At 56.3% G+C, this 17,254-nt stretch carries 14 protein-coding genes; 8 read left to right on the top strand and 6 right to left on the bottom strand.

Going from position 1 to position 17,254, the window contains the following annotated elements:
* Window positions 1–120 precede the first annotated feature (120 nt).
* Window positions 121–1,227, top strand: a complete 1,107-nt coding sequence (locus tag LN415_00415) for a hypothetical protein (GenBank protein MCJ2555563.1) — start codon at window positions 121–123, stop codon at window positions 1,225–1,227.
* Between the two features lie 3 nt (window positions 1,228–1,230).
* On the opposite strand, the gene LN415_00410 is transcribed toward LN415_00415, so the two are convergent.
* A complete protein-coding gene (locus tag LN415_00410) occupies window positions 1,231–2,463 on the bottom strand; it encodes an ORC1-type DNA replication protein (protein MCJ2555562.1) in 1,233 nt (410 codons plus the stop codon).
* 179 nt (window positions 2,464–2,642) lie between these two features.
* Between LN415_00410 and LN415_00405 the strand changes: the two genes are divergently transcribed.
* The 3 genes from LN415_00405 to LN415_00395 all read left to right on the top strand — a co-directional run bounded on the left by LN415_00405 (window position 2,643) and on the right by LN415_00395 (window position 6,274).
* Window positions 2,643–3,215 carry a hypothetical protein gene (locus tag LN415_00405; GenBank protein MCJ2555561.1) on the top strand — a complete coding sequence of 191 codons (573 nt, stop codon included), beginning with the start codon at window positions 2,643–2,645 and terminating at the stop codon, window positions 3,213–3,215.
* A 121-nt stretch (window positions 3,216–3,336) separates the two neighbouring features.
* Window positions 3,337–3,753 carry a hypothetical protein gene (locus LN415_00400; GenBank protein ID MCJ2555560.1) on the top strand — a complete coding sequence of 139 codons (417 nt, stop codon included), beginning with the start codon at window positions 3,337–3,339 and terminating at the stop codon, window positions 3,751–3,753.
* A 370-nt stretch (window positions 3,754–4,123) separates the two neighbouring features.
* Window positions 4,124–6,274, top strand: coding sequence for a PKD domain-containing protein (locus LN415_00395; GenBank protein ID MCJ2555559.1), 2,151 nt, complete (start codon window positions 4,124–4,126; stop codon window positions 6,272–6,274).
* 8 nt (window positions 6,275–6,282) lie between these two features.
* Here the strand turns inward: LN415_00395 and LN415_00390 are convergent, their stop codons facing one another.
* Together LN415_00390 and LN415_00385 are read right to left on the bottom strand one after the other, a co-directional pair.
* Complete coding sequence (locus LN415_00390) at window positions 6,283–7,110, bottom strand: universal stress protein (GenBank protein MCJ2555558.1); 828 nt, start codon at window positions 7,108–7,110, stop codon at window positions 6,283–6,285.
* A 4-nt stretch (window positions 7,111–7,114) separates the two neighbouring features.
* Window positions 7,115–7,891 (bottom strand): sulfite exporter TauE/SafE family protein, encoded by a 777-nt coding sequence (locus LN415_00385; GenBank protein MCJ2555557.1) that lies wholly within the window; start codon window positions 7,889–7,891, stop codon window positions 7,115–7,117.
* 243 nt (window positions 7,892–8,134) lie between these two features.
* Between LN415_00385 and LN415_00380 the strand changes: the two genes are divergently transcribed.
* Together LN415_00380 and nifS are read left to right on the top strand one after the other, a co-directional pair.
* Window positions 8,135–9,043 (top strand): hypothetical protein, encoded by a 909-nt coding sequence (locus LN415_00380; protein ID MCJ2555556.1) that lies wholly within the window; start codon window positions 8,135–8,137, stop codon window positions 9,041–9,043.
* A gap of 44 nt (window positions 9,044–9,087) precedes the next feature.
* Window positions 9,088–10,260, top strand: coding sequence for a cysteine desulfurase NifS (gene nifS / locus LN415_00375; GenBank protein MCJ2555555.1), 1,173 nt, complete (start codon window positions 9,088–9,090; stop codon window positions 10,258–10,260).
* On the opposite strand, the gene LN415_00370 is transcribed toward nifS, so the two are convergent.
* Both LN415_00370 and LN415_00365 read right to left on the bottom strand, forming a co-directional pair.
* Window positions 10,257–11,399 (bottom strand): PLP-dependent aspartate aminotransferase family protein, encoded by a 1,143-nt coding sequence (locus tag LN415_00370; protein MCJ2555554.1) that lies wholly within the window; start codon window positions 11,397–11,399, stop codon window positions 10,257–10,259. The genes nifS and LN415_00370 overlap by 4 nt on opposite strands.
* Window positions 11,400–11,446: 47 nt before the next feature.
* The gene (locus LN415_00365; protein ID MCJ2555553.1) at window positions 11,447–11,911 is read right to left on the bottom strand and encodes an MGMT family protein; all 465 of its coding nucleotides are present in this window, start codon (window positions 11,909–11,911) and stop codon (window positions 11,447–11,449) included.
* A gap of 148 nt (window positions 11,912–12,059) precedes the next feature.
* Between LN415_00365 and LN415_00360 the strand changes: the two genes are divergently transcribed.
* Complete coding sequence (locus LN415_00360; protein MCJ2555552.1) at window positions 12,060–13,784, top strand: redoxin domain-containing protein; 1,725 nt, start codon at window positions 12,060–12,062, stop codon at window positions 13,782–13,784.
* Here LN415_00360 and LN415_00355 read toward each other — a convergent pair.
* Window positions 13,777–15,897 (bottom strand): acetate--CoA ligase family protein, encoded by a 2,121-nt coding sequence (locus LN415_00355; GenBank protein MCJ2555551.1) that lies wholly within the window; start codon window positions 15,895–15,897, stop codon window positions 13,777–13,779. The two genes, LN415_00360 and LN415_00355, sit on opposite strands and share 8 nt — an antisense overlap.
* A gap of 108 nt (window positions 15,898–16,005) precedes the next feature.
* Here LN415_00355 and LN415_00350 point away from each other — a divergent pair, with 108 nt between their 5' ends.
* Window positions 16,006–17,157 carry an acetoin utilization protein AcuC gene (locus LN415_00350; GenBank protein MCJ2555550.1) on the top strand — a complete coding sequence of 384 codons (1,152 nt, stop codon included), beginning with the start codon at window positions 16,006–16,008 and terminating at the stop codon, window positions 17,155–17,157.
* Window positions 17,158–17,254: the final 97 nt, after the last annotated feature.

The raw sequence follows: 17,254 nt of genomic DNA, 5'->3' as shown, positions 1-17,254 counted from the left end.
TCCCGTCCCGCTCGTCAGGCAGGTCACCGTCGTTGAGACTGATGCTCAGACGTCCTTCCAGAGAGCGCTGCGAGAAAGGTTTAAGTGAAATCCCTGGTATCTTATCCGCTGAAGGTGCGCATGGAGTCAGAACCCGAGGACAAGGAGAAGAAGGACCGGAAGAGAAAATGGATCCGTTCCATCCTCTTCCTGCTCCGGGACCTGGGCGTCGCTGCCCTTATCGTGGGGATTATCCTTCTCTCTCTGTTTCTTTACACGGGTAACTGGCCTCCAATGGTCGTCGTCGAGAGCAAGAGCATGCAGCACAGCCACACGGAGAGCTTCGTTGGAGTCATAGATACCGGCGACCTTGTCCTTGTCCAGAATGCGCCTTCGAAGTCGGACATAATCACCTACGTGGAGGGTCGAGCCACGGGATACGGCACGTACGGCGAGTTCGGCGATGTCATCATATACAAACAGGGCGGGAACTACGAAGCCAAGAGCATCATACATCGTGCACTAATCCGCTTGGATTGGAATGAATCGAGCGGGACAATCGACATCCCCGATCTGGACAGATTGGAGCTCGGCGCGGACTGGTCCGGGAAGATGTCGGGCGGTGAGACCGTCACATCGCCCTATGGACTTGACGGCACGATAACCCTCAACCATGTTGGCTTTGCCGATGTGACCGTCACCCTTTCAATCAGTGGTTACATCTCCCAGTTCAACCGAAGCGGCGACCCCAGTGGGAGTGCGTTTGTTGCCTTGGGAGACAACAACGGAGGCCGCACCGATCTCGACATAATCAGGCAGGAGTGGATTGAGGGAAGGGCAAGGGGCGAGATCCCCTGGTTCGGGTTGCTGAAGCTCACTCTTTTCCGAGACTCAGGAGCTCCGTGCTGCAGCGAGATATACGATTCTGCTGCCCCGCGGAACAGCTGGGATGCGCTTCTGATTGCGATAGTACTGATAATCGCTGTTCCGATTGCCCTGGATTTCGGAATCAGCTACGCTCTGGATTTCCGTAGGAAACGCAAGGAGGAGGCGGAAGAAGCGCCCCCTGAGATAACAGATGAGACCACTGAGCCGGAAGTGACCGAGCGCGAAACGCCGCTGGAAGAAGAGGCGGAGACGCTCGACGAACTCGAAGATCTCGATGCGGACATCGAAGAACTCGAGGAACAGATGGAAGGTTCTCGCAGCGCTCAGGAGTCCGAAACGGACGAGAGGGAACCCGAGTAGACCTCATACAAGGGTCGTCTGGAACTTCAATCGGAAGTTCCTGACATTCGAGAGGAGCTCATCCCTTTCCAACACCCGCCTCGTCTCGAGCGCAGGGACACTCGACTGGATCTCCTTCGTCCTACCTCCCCTCCCAAAGGATTTCACACGGGCACTCACGAGCCCGAGCATATCGAGCTCGGATATGAGGTCCGTTATGCGTCTCTGCGTCAGAACGCTCATGCCGGTCCTCCGGCAGAGCTGCTTGTACATGTTGTACACATCACCGGTCGTCATCCTCGTGGCCCCCATCTCCTCGTTCATGATTATCCCGAGAAGGATGAGCTTCGACTGTGTGGGAAGCGACTTGACGGCCTCGATGACGCAGTCCAGCTCGAGCTGGTTCTTCGCCCGAAGCACGTGCTCGTCCGTGATCTTGTCCTCATTGTTCCTCTCGGCGATCTCGGCCGCGACCCTGAGAAGATCAAGGGCTCTCCGCGCGTCCCCGTGCTCTTGCGCCGCGAGGGCCGCGCACAGCGACGTGACGCTTTCATCGATGACACCGTCGTCAAAGGCCAGATCCGCTCTCTGGCTGAGTATGTCCTTCAGCTCCTCGGCGTTGTACGGAGGGAAGACCATCTTCTCATCGCTCAGTCTGCTTCTGACCCTGGGATCGAGGAACTCCGTGAACTTGAGATCGTTGGATATGCCGAGGATGCTGACCTTAGCCTTCTTCAGGTCCTCGTTTATCTGCGTCAGGTGATAGAGCACGTCGTCCCCGCTCTTGTAGATGAGCTTGTCGATCTCATCGAGCACGACGACCACCACGCGCCTCTCCTCATCGAGCTTCTCCCTCAGGATGTTGTAGACCCTCTCCGTCGACCAACCCGTGAAGGGGATCCTCTCGTCGAAGTCCTCGATGAACCTGTTTCCCAGGTTCTGGAGAACACTGTACCGTGTGTCGGTCACCTCGCAGTTCATGTAGAGGTAGTCGACGCGCGACCACTTCTTCGCCTTCTCCACCTCCTTCTGCAGGTACTTCACCGTCGCGGTCTTTCCCGTTCCTGTCTTCCCAAAAATCAGGACGTTAGAAGGTCTCTCGCCCCTCAAGGCCATTACAAGAATGGAAGCCAGCTGCTTGATTTGTCTCTCCCTATGAGGCAGTTTCTCTGGGATATAGGAAGGTCTAAGGATGTCCCTGTCCTTCTTGAAGATGGCCTTCGTTGCCAGGTACGGCTCGAATATGCTGTCTTCCATGCCTCTCCCCCTGAGAATGCGAAAACGCCCTTCCGCGCCGGATGCGAGAAGGGAGACAAGGTATTGCCGAGTCCCTACAAATACCTTTTCTTGGCACCGGAAACCCATCGTTGTCGGCTCTCTCGAACACACAAGGCCGGGAAGTTTGATATACGTCCCAGAGATATTAACGAAGTGACATGGCTCTCAAGAGGAAGTTGGCCGTCTCCGGGATTGGAATAGTTGTCGGCATAGTCCTCATCTTGATAGCCCTCACGTATTTCGTGACCGAGACCGGTAGCGGCCGCGGTCATTGGATGACCGGGGAGGATTCTCTCACGAGCGTCGGATGGGTTACGATCACGGTCGGAGTCATACTTATCGTCCTCTCTCTTGTCTATCTTGTCATGCCCACCAGGGCACCGGAGAAGAGGAGCGTGACCAAGCTCTACCCGGATCTTGCGGTCATAAGCATCAAGGGAAAGGAAGCTCTCAGGAGCGACATCCCGCCAGAAATCCCTTCCCCCCCCGACGAGGAGCCTTCCGTGTCCTTTGAGCAGATGGCCTTGAGGTTACTCGAGGGGGATGAAAGGAGAGTATATCGCAAGGTCGTTGATGGTGGAGGGGAAATCCTTCAGAAGGACATCGTCTCAGCGGTGCCGTTCTCCAAGGCCAAGGTCTCGAGGATCATCGACAAGTTGGAGGAAAGGGGGCTCATCTCGAAAGTAAGGCACGGCTACACCAACAAGATCACGCTCGCTAAGACGCAGTAATCTGCCCGATTTCACGAGCTTTTCACTTTTTGAAACCGGTTCCACGAAGGTATGATAGGTCGTTTCAGCCGATGAAGAGGACAATGGTTGCGAGGAGGACCTCCAACCAGGAGGTGAAAGAATGAAGGCAAAAATAATAGCGGCCTTTGCGGCAATCGCCCTGTTGGGAACAGTAGGGACGGCCTTTGCGCTCGATTCCGCCTCGGTCACGGGGAGCAACGCAGACGACCAGATATCAGACCTGGGGGAGCAGAACAACTGCGCGAACGGTAACGAGTGGAAACACCAATACAAACCGCAGTACCAGCACAACGAGGACGGTGCCCAAGAGTCGCAGAACCAGGACATGAGCCAGAACAGGTTCCAGTACCAGTACAAGTACAACGAGACCTGCGACAACGACGGAAACCAGTTCAAGCATCAGTACAAGAACGAGGGGGAGAATCCCAACGATCCGGACTGCGACCAGAGTCAGGATAGGTTTAGGCACCGCGATCAGGATCACGAGAGGCCAGGGCCAGGACCTGACGGACCGTAGAACAACGCAAGCTCACCCACTCTAGAAGGGGACGCAAGTCCCCACCTTTCCCCTTTTTTCGATCTGGATTACGAAGTCCACAACGGTCCAGGGGAAAACATTAATACTTAGCCAGGCTCATATAGTTAGAAAGGAGGGGGAGGGGAACGTGCGTATTCCTTTGTATGAGAAGATCTTCGTTACAGCAATAGGGGCTTTGTTACTGACAGGGAGTCTGCTTGCTTGTGTGGGAAACATCGCCGATGATAGCGCGGATGATGGAATCATCATCCAGTCGGGCAGCTACGAAGGCATTCCATCAGTCGATCCTAACGATGGGAAGTTTGTCTTGATAGCGTCAGCCGGACATAAAACAATAGAGTCAAAGGTCGTGGCCTATATAGGCGTTCCCGCGAACGAGTCGACGTTCGAGGTGGGTATATTCGACGGCGATGTTGGGCAACATTGGGATTATGTTGGTGACTTGCCAACAACCTTCACCCTTTACATGGACCCGTTGAAGAATGGAACGACCGCCTTATTCGTCGAGAGTTGGAGTAGCAGTAGCGGTGTTCTGCCAGATGATGATTGGTTCACCGAGTCTTTCTCGGTCTCTCCCGACGCTCAGGCTCCCAGCGGGAACTACTTCTACAGGTTCGTTGCTGAGTGGGAAGGCGGGACCCCTTCAATTGGGCTGAACGACTTCAAGGTCAGGACGACCGGTCAGATTAGCCTTGCAGCTGGTCACGAGTTCGGATTTGCTGGGGGTCCTCAGGCTGGTATCGATCCGAATTTTGGAACACCGGACAACACCTACGACGGCGAATGGTGCTACAACTTTTACGTTCCAATAGCGAAATCCAGAGTTTTCTTCCTCGACGGTGACGCTGACCACATTTACGATACCGACGATCCCAACACTCCCAACACTCCCCCTTATGATGAAGGGCAGAATTGGGGGGAGCCTAAGGACGACAATCCAGATTCAAAGTATCGAATCAGTCCGAACATTCACGTTGTTGTCACAGATCCAGACGGTAACACTTACTTGAACTCCAACCCCTCCGGCAACCAGGAATGGGAGATTTTCAGCATAGGAGATCTCGCTGACGATGACTACACTGTCAACTACTCTTTGTCTCCTGGCCTCTGGAAGTATGAGGTCAAAGGGATGGATGCTCACAACGCCAATTTCCTGGAAACGACATACGAGGTCTTCGTATGCGGTTCAACGCCTCCACTTCCTGTGAATCCTCCACCTGAGGTAGAGCCAGACCACGACGAAGACGTGCCTGGAGGCGCAACCTACCATTACTCGCACACAGTTACTAACAGGGGGGTCACTCAGGCCTACGACCTCACTGGTGAATCTACTCTCGGATGGTTTGCTGGGATATATGAAGATTCCAACGCAAATGGCGTCTACGACGCAGGTGAGCCCGAGGTCGACATAACACCAGATTTGGACACAAACGGAACCTACTACGTCCTAGTCGCCGTGGACGTTCCTGGGGGTCCGCCGGGAACCACCGATGCGATCTCACTTACGGCGTCTTCTAGAATAGAATGGGCTGTTCAGGACTCAGCCGGCGATGAGATAAGGATAAATCAACCGCCTGATCCGCATGCAGGAGGTCCCTACCTTGCGGACGAGGGCGATACGGTGGCATTCGACGCTAGCGGCTCGTATGATTTAGACGGAGATCCCCTGCAATACATGTGGGACATCGATGACGATGGGGTTTTCGAGACCAACTACTCGAGCAGCCCGACATACAGCCATGTATTCGGCGATGACTACACTGGGACAGTGAGATTGAGGGTAACTGATGGCACGTATGAGGTGGAGGCGTTGGCGGATGTGACGATAGCGAACGTCGCCCCGTCTGTGCTGGGCTACCTCGACCTGCGCATCCTTACCGGAATCACCTTCCGGATCGCAGGGGAGAAGTGGCACGACGTCGAGTTCTTCCTCTACGAGGACGGAACCGAGGTCGCATACGCGCAGATTGTGCGTTATCCAGGTAGTCCGGACGATCAGGCCGTCACCTTGTCCGGTCTCAACATATCCCTATCCAGCGAGTACTCCGTCCTCGCACTATACAAGCCCATGGACGATCCCATAAACGGACAGATATGGGGCTCCACTCCCGCCTGGGTAATCCTGGACTTCGATGACGGTAACGACACGAGGATACATCACACGTTCAACGTCAGGCACAACGGGACTTGGACATGGGAGATAGAGAGGCTGAACGAGTACTTCGGGGGTCACAACCTCACGTTCCACGCATCCGCGTATGACCCAGGAAGCGATGACCTCACCTTCATGTGGGACTGGGGCGACAACAGCACAGAGGCGCGAACCTACTTCAACAACGGAATTGGTCCTGACCCATATCCGTCCCCGGACGTGAATCCGATCTCAGTAGATGATGTCGCGACTCACTCATTCCCGGGCGGAGGCACGTATGTAGTCACTCTCACCGTGACCGACGATGATGGTGGCTCCACTATCATCACATTCACTGTTAGCATCTGATGTGGCGATCACTTCCGGAAAATCAGCGTGGGCCTGAGCGAGTGATGCATCACCTTGGAGGCCACCTCTCCTAGAAGCATGTCTGCAACCGCCGACGTCCCCCGGTAGCCCATCACGATCAGATCGAAGTCCTGCTTCCTCGCCTCGGCCAGTATCTCTTCGGCGGGCTTGCCGATTCTGACCGTTTCTCCAGCGGTCACCCCGTGTTCCTTGAGTATCTCGACACCCGCATGCGCGAACTCCCAGGCTTGATTCACGGCTTCGCTCGACTTCCACGGCGAGATGGAGAGTACGGTCACTTCCGCTCCTGCCGCCTTCGCTATGCTCGCCGCGTACCTGATGGCCCTGAACGAGCATTTCGACCCTGCCGTGCACATTAGAATGTTGGCGACATCTCTCATCTTCTTGACGACGACGATGGGCTTCTTCGTATGATGGACTATCTGCGATGAGATGCCTCCGAGCAGGAACTCCATCACCGCCGAAGCGCCGTGGGAGCCGACAACGAGGAGGTCGAACTCCTCCTCGTGGAGTTCTCTGAGTATCTCTGCCGAGGCGGACGTCCCCTCACAGATCTTGACACCGATGTCCATCTTCCATTTCTCTCGGTACTTCGAGATCTCCGTGTCCATTCTATGCAATTGTCTGTCGACCTCTTTCTTGGTCTTGGTGACTATGGCGCCCCAGCCCGCGTAGACAAGGGCGTCCTCCACAACATGGATGACCTCGACCTTCGCCCCTAGGACGCGTGCGAGGTTGATCCCATAATGGAGCGCGATGTTCCCTTCTATGTTCTCGTCAACAGCCACCAACATTCTCTCGATATCACCTGTCATTTCTTCACCCTACCCATCCAAATGCCACCTTTACGAGCGTCACGATTCCCAGGGCGCAGATGGCAATGCCAACCATGACCCTCAGATTCCTTGCGTGGATCTTCTTCACAGTGAATGCGGCTGCGGGTACGGAGACCAATCCACCAAGAAGGAGCCATGGTACCAGTCCCCATTGTGCAGTAGGTACAAAGAAGAAGAAGAGAACCGCCCCGACAGCAGAGGTCAGCCCCTCCGCCACGGAGGCTATGCCAATCGCGCTTTTGCTGTGCACACCCGACAGGATCTGCCCACCGGTCGCGATCGGACCGTAGCCACCGCCGCTCAGACCCTTGTTGAAAGCCGCGAAAAGGCCGAGCCCCATGATTTTCTTCATGGTCAGGACGAACGTCCTCTCGAATGTGAGGAGAATGACGGCGCCGATACAGAGAACAAGGATTCCGATGTAGAGCTGGATGTACACCTCGGGAACGCTGACGAAGGCGACCACTGAGATTGCCACACCGATGATGCTGAACAAGGTGAGGACGCCTGTAATCCTCAAATCTCTTGAACCGACGCTAAGGTCCACGTTCCCGAAGTAGTGATGGAACAGCCCCCCCACCATCCCAGTTATGAATTGGCTGAGCAGGAGAGCGGGGACTATCTCGAACAGGCCGAAGCCAATGACCAACAGGAGCGGAGTGAGGCTGGTCCCGTAGCCCATGCCGAGAGAGGCATCCGTGTACTGGAATACGAACGCCAGTATGATTATGAGAACGATTGTCTCCAGTTCCAAGTCCACAGATTCCTCTCCATCACGTGGGCGACTGACCCATCGATTCGCATCATCCCTTCGTTCGGGGAACCACGATGCAGATGGAACACGCCGATTTAATATGTATCTCCTTGAGTCGCCTGCTGAGCCTCTCACTGTCCTTGCCCCCTCCATGAATGCCCTTATATAACGACCGGGCAATCGCTCGGTCGAGGGAGAGGAACGCCCGAGGACATAGTCGAAATCAACCCCTGCACCGAAGACGGATTCGTGACTCTCGAAGCTAGATTCGACCTGAGCAAGATATCAGGATGCACATTCGGCGAGTACATCGACCCGAAACAGATGTGCTATCTGATGCGTACCATCGAGTTCTTCGACCGCTTCAGGTGCTCAGATGAGATGGGCTATGCCTACGGGGAATCCGGCGGCAGACGCATTCACGCCTTTCAAGGCGGGAAGATAATCGTGCGCAGAGCAGAGGATGAGGCGGACGCTCGACGGATCCTCAGAGCGCTCGCGCGCGTTATGTGGGGGTCCGTGAAGTGCGATTGCGAGCATGCGATGGTCCATTGTCTCTCTGGTGCGTGCGATGACTGCCTGGATGATGTGTGCGGGTGTCAGCTCGAACCGCCAATGGAAGGCAGGGAGTCAGAAGGACGGCTCAAGGGATGGGAGGTTCTGGACTTCGCCCAATCGCTGGAACACGGCGACACGTACCGCTCCGCCGCTCACAATCTCAGACAGGCGGGGGAGAAGCTGGCAGAGCTCACCGAAATGCTCTCCCGTGGGAAGGAGGGTCTGGCGAGGCTGGAGAACGAGGTCAGGGCGCACTGCGTCGAGGCTGGACGGCTGGCAACATCCTTCATCATCGAGACCGACAACGGCTTTCATGCGGGCTTGGGCTTCCTCCTCCATGGGGTAGCTCTTAACATGCTCACTGGCCTGGAGGCGCTCATCGACCTGAGCGGGAAGAATGGCCACGAGACCCTCACGGGCATTCCCGAGTTCGTCTCCGAATGTCTCACGACCTTCTTCGAATCCGAGCACGAGAACCTCGAGAAGCTCACGCGTGCTCGCGAGAGGATTCTGAGCAGTGTTTCTGATGAGGACGTGATCATGATCATGGACGCTGGCTATCACACGGCAAGGATTCTGGGAAAGAGCTTTCCCAAGTGATAAATATGCCAGCGGTCGTTCCTGAACCTTGGCGGAGGTGTTGAATGAGGCGAGTCTATCTGGATTATGCTGCCGCGTCTCCCGTCGATCCTCGCGTGATGGAGGAGATGCTGCCTTACTTCACTGAGAAATACGGCAACCCTTCGAGCGTCTATTCACTGGGTTTCGAAGCGAACTCGGCGGTCGAGGAGGCCCGTGAGAGGGTGGCGAACCTCATCGGGGCGGAAGCGAGGGAGATCATATTCACCTCCACTGGCACAGAGTCGATCAACCTAGCGCTCAAGGGCATGGCCCAGAAGAGGAAGAGCGAAGGGGGTCATGTGGTCACCTCAAGCATCGAGCACCCCGCTGCCCTCTCAGCGGTCGATGAGCTCGAGAGGGTCGGATTCTCGGTCTCTCGTCTGCCCGTTGATGACAGCGCAATCGTGGATGCAGACAAGGTAAGGGATGCGATAACGGGCAAGACGATACTCATCTCGGTGATGTCCGCGAACAACGAGGTCGGCGCCATCCAGCCGGTCAGAGAGATCGGGGACATCGCAAGGGAGAAGGGGATTCCGTTCCACACAGATGCGGTCGCTGCAGCGGGGAAGATACCGATAGACGTGACCAAGGACAATATCGACCTGCTATCGTTATCGTCACAGGACCTGTATGGCCCAAAGGGCGTCGCGGCTCTGTACGTGAGAAAGGGAACGTCGATCGTGCCCCTCCTCCATGGTGGGCGTCAAGAGAGGAAGCTCCGTCCAGGAACCGAGAGCGTCCCGCTCATCGTGGGCATGGGAAGGGCCGCCGAGATCGCGGCGCAGGAGATGGGCGTCGAATCAGAAAGGTTGAGCAAGATGAGAGACCAGCTGGTCAAGGGCCTGACCTCGACCGTGAAGGAGTGCCACCTAAATGGCAGGCTCGAGAAGAGGCTTCCGAACAACGCGAACCTCCGGCTCAGCTACATAGAAGGGGAATCAATCGTTCTGAACCTGGACATGAAAGGAATCCAGGCCGCAACGGGCTCCGCGTGCACGTCCGAGACGCTCGAGCCGTCACATGTACTCACCGCGATGGGAATTCCGCCAGAACACGCGCACGGGTCGATTGCGTTCACTCTGGGCAGATGGACGAAGGGGGATGACATCGACTACGTGATCGAGACGCTCCCGCAGATAGTGAAGGAACTCAGGGCAATCTCCCCGATGGTCCCCGAGGGCTGGACGGACTAGCGGTTGCCGCCAGAAATCGCCCGCTCAAGATCCTCGATTATGTCCTCGGAGTTCTCGATACCGATCGACAGGCGGATCAGGTTGTCAGGGATTCCGGATTCCCTTCTCTCCTTCGCGCTGATGTACTTGTGTGAGGTTTCCAGTGGAAGGGATGCGAGGCTCTCCACTCCTCCCAAGCTCGAGGCCAGTTTTACCAGATCGAACCTCCTGGAAACCTGCCTTGCGTCTTTCGCTGCCCGCCCCACCTCAAAGCTGACCATCCCGCCAAAGCCCGCCATCTGTCTCTTTGCCAGCGCATGTTGCCCGAATGACCTGAGGCCAGGATAGTGGACCTTTCCGACTTGTTTCATGTCTTCCAGGGCGTCCGCCACGGCCATCCCGTTCTCATTGTGGACCCTCATCCTGAGGTCCAAGGTCTTCATCCCTCTCGCAATGAGGAAGGCGGCAAGCGGATCGGTTGACCCGCCGAAGAGCCTCCGTCTCTGCTCGATGCTCTCGATCCATTCCTCCGAGGACACGGCGAATCCCGCGACGACGTCACTGTGTCCATTGAGGTACTTGGATGCGCTGTGAACGACAACATCGGCGCCCAGTTCCAGGGGTCTCTGATTGATCGGCGTGGCGAAGGTGTTATCCACAACAAGTATGGCAGAGTTCCGATGAGCCACCTCGGCGATCTTCTTCATGTCGAGGACTCTCAGTAGCGGATTCGTCGGAGTCTCGATTAGGATGGCCCTCGTCTCCTGTGTGAGAGCGTTTTCAATGGCGGAAGAATCCTCGCAATCCACAAGGCTCACCCCGATCCCGTGGCGGGGAAGCTCCTTGTCCAAGAGGACACGGGTCCCTCCATACAGGTCCGGGATCGAGACGAGGTGGTCTCCCTTTTCGAGAACGGAGAGAAGCGTGGCGGTTATGGCCGCCATGCCCGATGAAAAGACGAGACATCCGTCCCCGCCCTCGAGCGCGGCGAGCTTGCTCTCCGCGGCCTCTATCGTGGGGTTGGACAGCCTCGTGTAGACGTATTCCTTCTGCCATTCGGGGTAATAGAACGTGGACGTCTGGTATATCGGCGTGACGAGAGACCCAGTCGCGTCCTTCCTCTCCCCCGCGTGCACACAAACCGTGGAATTGCCTGACATAGTATCCCGCGGACTCGAATGGGATGGCGATAGAAAAACCTAGTGAATCAATCCAGGGCGCCCTCCAGCCTGAGGAGGAACCTCTTCAACCTCGCTCCACCGCCGAAGTGGCCGATCGAACCGTCGCTCCTGATCACCCTGTGGCAGGGGATGACGATCGGCGTGCGGTTGTTCCCGACCGCGTTCCCGACGGCTCTGTATGCTCTCGGTCTGCCCACCATCTCAGCCACCTGTTTGTAGCTTCTCACTTCACCCGAAGGGATGCCCGCCACGGCCTCGAGCACGTCTCTTTGGAACTCGGTGTAACCGGAAAGATCCAGCTTCAGCCTGCCGAAATCGACGGGATTGCCGTTGAAGTAATCCTTGAGAAGTCCCTTGGTCTCCTCCAGCAGCTCCGAGTTGTCTCCCTCGGCTAGAGGATCTCCATCAAGCAGTATCTCGTAGAGGCGGTCATCGCTCTCGAAGATTTGTAGGCAACCATTGGAAGTGAAGAACAGTTTCGTCTTCATCATCAATGTCAATGCAGGGCCATACATAAGGGATTTGCTTCCGCCAGCCTCCCGAAGCCAAAAATGTATAAATGGTGAACGTCTATCAATGTAAGCCAGCAGGACGGTGGTATTGATACACAGATGTAGTCGTCATCTTGCAGGGATATCGTTGCTCCTGATCGGGGCCCTGATATTCTCCTCTCTTCCTGCAAAGGCGGAACTCATACTCGACGTATCGCACTCGCCAGAGGTTCCGCTTCCTGGTGTGATGGTCAATGTGACAGTGAGAGTGGCTGATCCTTCGAACATCTCCTTCGTGCAGATCTTCTGGTGCAATTTCGATTCGGGATCATGTTATCCGAACGATATGTACTACGGAGGGAACGACACCTATTGGAGGGGTATCGGTGGAGAAGAGAACATCATCAATGGTACCGTGATCGGATACAACGTCACAGTTGAGAACACGACGGGGCACAGGGACTATTACCCAGAGGCGACCAAGTACGTCAACATCACTTACGTGGGCCCCTCCCCTCCAGCGAAACCCGCACCACCGCTGATCACTCTCGAACTCGTGCTTGTCGAAGCCCTTCTCATAGGCATCACAGTGGCCCTGCTAGGCATCTTGGCATGGAGGAAGATGAATGGCCTGGAGACGAGCAAGGTGGCCGCCATGGGGGTAGTCATCCTCATCATCCTGGCCGTAGTCTACGGAGCCGTGACCATCCTCACTCGGCCCACTGAGGTGGAGCTTGCCAAGGATTTCCAGGCCGTCGATACGGACGGTTACACCTTCAACCTCTCCGACTTCCGCGGGGAGGTCGTGATCCTCGATTTTATGTCCATCAGCTGCGGGGGCTGTGAAATCATCGCCGGGACGATTATCGATGACGTCTACCCCCATTTCGACGAATCAGAGCTCGAGGTGATATCGATAGATGTGCTCGATGATCTCGATTCTCTTAGGGCATTCAAAGAGGACAAGGGATATCCTTGGCGGATGGCCATGGATCCTGGCGGTCTCGTGAACGACTACGCCGTGAGTTCCATTCCGAAGCTGGTGGTAATCGACAGGGAGGGGTACGCGGTCAACGTGGTCACGGATGCCTACGCCTCCGCGAGCAGCATTCGTGGCATGATCGACAGTGCTCTGGCGGGGAGATCGCAAGCCATAGGAATCCAGGCGGTGGGCGGTATCCTCCTCGCAGTCTTCGCGGGATTCGCCACCTTCTTCTCGCCATGCTCTTTCCCGATGCTCCCGGGGTTCGTGGCGTATTACCTGTCCGCAGAAGCGGAGCAGGAGAAGAAGAGCACACTCAAAGTGCTCGGCAGCGGGCTCGTCGCCGGCATAGGAATCATCCTCGTCTTCCTTGTCATAGGGTTCGTCTGGATAGCGGCGGGAACGGCTGCCAACGTGGAGGAGTACACGCCTATTCTGGGACCCATCGTCGGGGCAGTCCTGATTGCCCTAGGATTGCTGATGTTCACGAACCTCCAGTACCACGCTCTGCTGAGGCCGTTCACTCGACTCAAAGAGGCGATAACGAAGGGAAAGAGCAAGGAGACCGGAGGTTACTACCCGAAGCTCTTCGGCTACGGCGTCGGGTACGGGGCCGCGGCGTCAGCCTGCACCGCCCCTCTCTTCATAGCCGTGCTCGCGCAGTCATCCATAACAGGGGGTCCGACCGAGAGCCTGTTCATCCTCCTCGTGTTCTCCCTCGTGATCGTGCTCCTGATGGTCGCCATCACGTTCATGCTCTCCGCCTTTGGTCAGGAAAGCGTGAGGAAGCTCAGCCAGTACACGGACCTCATAAAGAAGGTGAGCGCGGTCGTGCTCATAGCCGTGGGCGTCTATCTGATATACTACTACTTCACAAGCCACATCATTTAGGTCTGACCTTCTCCCCGATCGTCATCCTCGCATCGACTATCTTCGCGCCCTTCTTCTTGCCGAAGACCATCATCGGATTGATGTCGAGCTCCTCGATCCGGTAGAAGTCGTTCACCAGCTGTGAGATCCGCTGGAGATGGTCCACGATGATGTTGACATCGGAGGCCTTCTCCCCCCTGACGCCCGTGAGGAGCGGATATCCCCTTATCGACTTGATCATCCTGTCAGCCTCCGAGTCCGTGAGAGGGGTCAGCCTGAACGCCACGTCCTTCAGTATCTCGACGTAGATCCCCCCCAGACCGAACATGATCAGAGGCCCGAACTTAGGGTCGTTCTTCATCCCGAGGATGACCTCCTTCCCGTCTGTGACGAACTCCTGTACGAGATAGCCCGAGATCGAGAATCCAGACCGCTTGATCCTTCTCGTGATCTTCTTCAGCCTCCGAGCCAGGTCCCTCTCGTCCTCGATGTCCAAGGCTATTCCGCCGAAGTCCGACTTGTGGACTATCTGAGGGGACATTGCCTTCAGGGCAACGGGATACTCGATCTCCGCTGCGAGCTTCTTCGTCTCTTCGAGGTCCTTTGCCACACCATACTTGGCCAGGGAGAAGCCGTAGGCCTCGAGAACCTGCAGGACCTCGACCTCGTTGAGCCTGCATCGGTCATTCTGTCTGCACGCATCGAATATCCTGGCCACCCTCTTGCGGTCGACCTTGAACTCCTTCACGGTCCCCCTGTCCCTCTGGAGGTATTGGCCGTAGGCATACATCGAGGTCAGCGCCTTTGCGGCGGACTCTGGGAAGAGGTAGGCGGGAATGCCGTTCGTCGTGAGCGCAACGAACCCCGGCGACTCTTCCGTGCTACCGAGAAAGCAGGACAGTATGGTCTTCTTCTTGTGCCTCTTGGCCACTTTCAGGATGCTGTTTGCAACCGCCAGCTCGTCCACCATTGCAGGCGGGACGAATATCACAAGGACGGAATCCACTCTCGAATCGTTCAGCACGGCCCTGAGGGCCGCTTCGTATCCTTTCGGGTCGCCGTGGGCGGTCATATCGACAGGGTTTGTCGTAATCGCTTCATCCATCAGAGCGGCTCTCAGTTTCTCTTGGGTCCTCCGCCCGAGTGGAGGGACGTCAAGACCGACGCTCACCAGGGCGTCCGTTGCCATGATTGCGGGACCGCCAGCGTTGGTCACTATGCCAACTTGCCGGCCTTTTGGTGTCGGCTGCATGGAGAATGCAGTCGCGAGGTCGAAGAGCTCCTCTATCGATCCAACCCGCAGGACGCCACATTGTTCGAAGAGTGCGTCTGTCGCTTCGTCCAATCCCGCCAAGGAGCCAGTGTGACTCGCAGCAGCCCTCTTCCCCGCCTCCGTCCGCCCCGATTTCAGCGCAATGACGGGCTTCCGCGGGGTCACTTCCCTGGCTATCCTCACGAAGTTGCGCGGATTGCCGAAGCTCTCAATGTACATCAGTATGACATCCGTCTCAGGGTCCTTCCCCCAGTACTCAAGCAGGTCGTTGCCAGAGATGTCCATCTTGTTGCCCAAGCTCACAAACTTGGAGAAACCGATGTTTATGTTCCTAGCATGACCGAGGACCGCAACGCCAAGAGCACCGCTCTGGGACATGAAGGCAGTCCTTCCATTGAGTGGGTAGGTGGGAGCGAATGTCGAGTCCATCATTACCCCCGGGCTCGTGTTTATGATGCCCATGCAATTCGGTCCTATTGTCGCGATGTCGTGCTTTCTGACGAACCGCAGGAGCTCCTCCTCGCGATTGGTTCCCTCCCCGCCGACTTCCTTGAATCCCGCCGTTATCACGACGGCCCCGCGAATCCCCTTCTCAGCACACTCCTCCATCGTGCTCATGACGTGTTCGGACGGTACAACAACAATCGCCAGGTCCACCTCGTCAGGGATCTCAAGGACCGATGGATACGCCCTTATCGAGTGGACATCCTTGGCCTTTCTGTTCACCGGATAGAGCGTGCCCCGGAATCCGTATGTTATCAGTTTGTGCGTTATCTGGGCGCCCAACTTCTTCGGGTTTCTGGACGCGCCAATGACGGCTATGGACCTCGGATTGAAGACAGGATCGAGTCTGTGTCTCATTCTTCCCCTCCGTCTAGAGAAGTGAGGAACGGTATAAAACGGTGGCGTTGCCAATGGTTAAATATCGTCCACCCAATCGCTTTCCAAACCCTCCAGGGGGGAAATCAAGTGACTGCAAAGACGGGATTCGTGTACTCCGAGGAGTTCATGAAATACGATTTTGGACCCTTTCATCCGATGAACCAAATCAGGATCAAGCTCACCTACGAACTGATGAAGGAGCTGGGGATACTCGACAGAGAAGAGGTCATGGTCTCGGAACCCGAGGTCGCGACTTCAGAGCAGATCCAACTGATCCACAGCAAGGACTATGTTGAGATGGTCAGGAACGTCAGCGATGGGAAGTCCAAGCAAGGCGCTTTTCTGTTCGGTCTGGGCTCCGGGGACAACCCGATCTTCGAGGACATGTACTACGCCAGTGCGGTGCACACCGGTGCGGCGATACACGCCACGGACATAGTCACGAACGGACAGGTCAATCACGCCTTCACGCCGGCGGGTGGGCTTCACCACGCCTCGCGGTCGAGAGCATCCGGGTTCTGCGTTTTCAACGACCCTGCGATCGCGATTAAGAAGCTTCTCGTCGAGGGCAAGGTGAAGAGGGCCGCCTACGTGGACATAGACGCCCATCACGGTGATGGCGTTCAGGCGCTCTTCTACGATAGCCCTGAAGTTCTGACGATATCCCTCCACGAGAGCGGTAGGTACCTTTTCCCTGGTACTGGCTTCGAGAACGAGGTCGGGACTGGCGACGGCAAGGGGTTCTCCGTGAACGTCCCGCTCCCAACCTACACGAGGGACTCGTCCTACATCTTCGCCTTCAATGAGATTGTCCCGCCTCTCCTGGAATCCTTCAAACCCGATCTGATACTCACCCAGTTGGGAACTGACGCCCATCAGTCGGATCCCTTGACGCATCTCATGATTGGCACGAGGACGTACGAATGGATTGCGGGAACCATCCATGACCTCGCCCACGAGATCTGCGATGGCAAGTGGGTCGGAGTGGGAGGTGGAGGCTACGACCCGGCCGTAGTGCCCAGGATATGGACGATAGTCTTCAGTAAGATGGCCGAGATAGAGCTCCCTGACGAGGTCCCCGAAGGCTGGAAGTCACAGTGCAAGAAGCTGGCCGGAGAGATTCCTTCAGACAAACTCCACGATGAGCTGGAGGAGACAGAGGTCGCTGCGGACGTGCGGGCGCTCGTTGGGGATGTGAAGAAATCTGTGTTCCCCTATCATGGATTAGACTTTAATTAGAAATCACCTATTTATGGCGGGATGGCGGACTACGTCGTCGAAGCAAGAGGCCTTGTCCGGAGATATGGTGACCTCGTTGCAGTGGACAGGCTGGACT

The organism is Candidatus Thermoplasmatota archaeon, assembly GCA_022848865.1.
Lineage (GTDB): Archaea > Thermoplasmatota > Thermoplasmata > RBG-16-68-12 > JAGMCJ01 > JAGMCJ01.
This window is presented reverse-complemented; position numbering and strand designations above follow the sequence as displayed.

Excerpts from the sequence above, each read along its gene's own strand:
- LN415_00415 (MCJ2555563.1), top strand. The coding sequence starts at position 121 with ATGGAGTCAGAACCCGAGGACAAGGAGAAGAAGGACCGGAAGAGAAAA.
- LN415_00410 (MCJ2555562.1), bottom strand. The coding sequence starts at position 2,463 with ATGGAAGACAGCATATTCGAGCCGTACCTGGCAACGAAGGCCATCTTC.
- LN415_00405 (MCJ2555561.1), top strand. The coding sequence starts at position 2,643 with ATGGCTCTCAAGAGGAAGTTGGCCGTCTCCGGGATTGGAATAGTTGTC.
- LN415_00400 (MCJ2555560.1), top strand. The coding sequence starts at position 3,337 with ATGAAGGCAAAAATAATAGCGGCCTTTGCGGCAATCGCCCTGTTGGGA.
- LN415_00390 (MCJ2555558.1), bottom strand. The coding sequence starts at position 7,110 with ATGACAGGTGATATCGAGAGAATGTTGGTGGCTGTTGACGAGAACATA.
- nifS (MCJ2555555.1), top strand. The coding sequence starts at position 9,088 with ATGAGGCGAGTCTATCTGGATTATGCTGCCGCGTCTCCCGTCGATCCT.
- LN415_00370 (MCJ2555554.1), bottom strand. The coding sequence starts at position 11,399 with ATGTCAGGCAATTCCACGGTTTGTGTGCACGCGGGGGAGAGGAAGGAC.
- LN415_00365 (MCJ2555553.1), bottom strand. The coding sequence starts at position 11,911 with ATGATGAAGACGAAACTGTTCTTCACTTCCAATGGTTGCCTACAAATC.
- LN415_00355 (MCJ2555551.1), bottom strand. The coding sequence starts at position 15,897 with ATGAGACACAGACTCGATCCTGTCTTCAATCCGAGGTCCATAGCCGTC.